The 1833-nt window shown below is 70.8% G+C and carries 3 protein-coding genes; all 3 read left to right on the forward strand.

Going from position 1 to position 1833, the window contains the following annotated elements:
* Positions 1–190, forward strand: a 190-nt coding sequence (locus P409_RS33315; protein ID WP_034848785.1) for a helix-turn-helix domain-containing protein, incomplete at its 5' end; no start/stop codon positions are given.
* Between the two features lie 17 nt (positions 191–207).
* Positions 208–624: an organic hydroperoxide resistance protein gene (locus tag P409_RS33320; protein ID WP_034848787.1), complete on the forward strand. Its 417-nt coding sequence runs from the start codon at positions 208–210 to the stop codon at positions 622–624.
* 52 nt (positions 625–676) lie between these two features.
* Positions 677–1714 carry an alpha/beta fold hydrolase gene (locus P409_RS33325; protein ID WP_034848789.1) on the forward strand — a complete coding sequence of 346 codons (1038 nt, stop codon included), beginning with the start codon at positions 677–679 and terminating at the stop codon, positions 1712–1714.
* Positions 1715–1833 lie beyond the last annotated feature (119 nt).

Here is a 1833-nt window from a genome sequence, read left to right on the forward strand (position 1 = left end):
GCGGCTGGAGCGGGCGCAGCAGCTGATGCTGACCACAAGCGAGCCGCTGAGCCAGATCGCCCTGTCCTGCGGCTTGGCCAGCCAGGCGCATCTGTCGAAGCTGTTCCGACGCTGGCTGGGCGAGACCCCGAGCGCCTGGCGCCGGCGGCACCGGACCGCGGCACCCCTTTCACCCCTCACGAGACCCTGAACACCCAGGAGAGCATCATGACCAAGATCGACAAGGTCCTGTACACCGGCAAGACCCATACCACCGGCGGCCGCGACGGCATGGCCCGCAGCTCGGACGGGCGGCTGGACATCAAGCTGTCGCCCCCCGGCGGCCCGGGCACCGGCACCAATCCGGAGCAGCTGTTCGCCGCCGGCTGGTCGGCCTGCTTCATCGGCGCGATGGGCCGCGCCGCGACCGAGCTGAAGGTCACCCTGCCGGCCGACCGGGCCGTCGATGCCGAGGTCGACCTGGGCACCACCGACGGCGCCTTCTTCCTGCAGGCCCGCCTGATCATCAGCCTGCCGGGGCTGGACCGCGAGACCGCCCGGAAGGTGGTCGAGGCGGCGCACCAGATCTGCCCGTATTCCAAGGCCACCCGCGGCAATATCGACGTTACCCTGACCGTGGCCTGAGCCACCGCCGGCTCCCCATCCCCATTCCTGACCGATCCCGACGGAGGGACGCATGCCCGACGAAATCGACCTCCCGCGCCGACGCCTGTTCGGCACCGCGCTGATGACCCTGGCCGCCGCCCCCTTCGTCTCGATCGGGACCGCGGAGGCCGCCCAGGCAAACACCCCGGCGGCCACGCCCGCCTCCGGCGCGAGCTTCGGCCCGCTGAAGCAGATCGATGCCGGCGACCTCACCGTCGGCTATGCCGAGGCCGGCCCGGCCGACGGGCCTGTCGTCCTGCTGCTGCATGGCTGGCCCTACGACATCTACAGCTTCGTCGACGTCGCGCCGGTCCTGGCCAACGCCGGCTACCGGGTGGTCATCCCGTATCTGCGCGGCTACGGCACCACCCGGATCCGATTGGAGGCGACGGTCCGCAACGGCGAGCCGGCGGCCCTGGCCGTCGACGCCATCGCCCTGTTGGATGCGCTGAAGATCAAGACGGCGATCGTGGCCGGCTTCGACTGGGGCGCCCGCACCGCCTGCATCCTCGCGGCGCTGTGGCCGGAGCGCTGCCGGGCGCTGGTCTCGGTCAGCGGCTACCTGATCAGCAGCGTCGCCGCCGGCAGGAAGCCGCTGCCGCCGAAGGCCGAGCTGCAATGGTGGTACCAGTTCTACTTCGCCACCGAGCGCGGCCGCGAGGGCTACAGCCAGAACCGGGACGACTTCAACAAGCTGATCTGGCAGCTGGCCTCGCCGCAATGGCGGTTCGACGACGCCACCTTCGACCGCAGCGCCACCGCCTTCGACAACCCGGACCATGTCGACATCGTGATCCACAACTACCGCTGGCGCATGGGCCTGGCCGAGGGCGAGAAGCGGTATGACGAGATCGAGCAGAAGCTGGCCCAGGGCCCGGTGATCAAGGTCCCGACGATCACCATGGAAGGCGATGCCAACGGCGCCCCGCATCCGGAGCCGGCGGCCTATCGCGGCAAGTTCTCGGGCAAGTACGAGCACCGCACCATCACGGGCGGCATCGGCCACAACCTGCCGCAGGAGGCCCCCCAGGCCTTCGCCCAGGCCGTGCTCGACGTCGCCAAGCTCTGACCGTGGAGGCTCCGATGAGCCTGTCGTTCCTTCGCCGCTTCGCCGCCGGCGCCATGCTCGGCGCCGCCGGAGCCTTCACCGCCGCCTGCGGCGCGCTGGGCGAGCAGGTCCGCTACGCC

It is taken from the genome of Inquilinus limosus MP06 (assembly GCF_000767795.1).
Lineage (GTDB): Bacteria > Pseudomonadota > Alphaproteobacteria > DSM-16000 > Inquilinaceae > Inquilinus > Inquilinus limosus_E.

Excerpts from the sequence above, each read along its gene's own strand:
- P409_RS33320 (WP_034848787.1), top strand. The coding sequence starts at position 208 with ATGACCAAGATCGACAAGGTCCTGTACACCGGCAAGACCCATACCACC.
- P409_RS33325 (WP_034848789.1), top strand. The coding sequence starts at position 677 with ATGCCCGACGAAATCGACCTCCCGCGCCGACGCCTGTTCGGCACCGCG.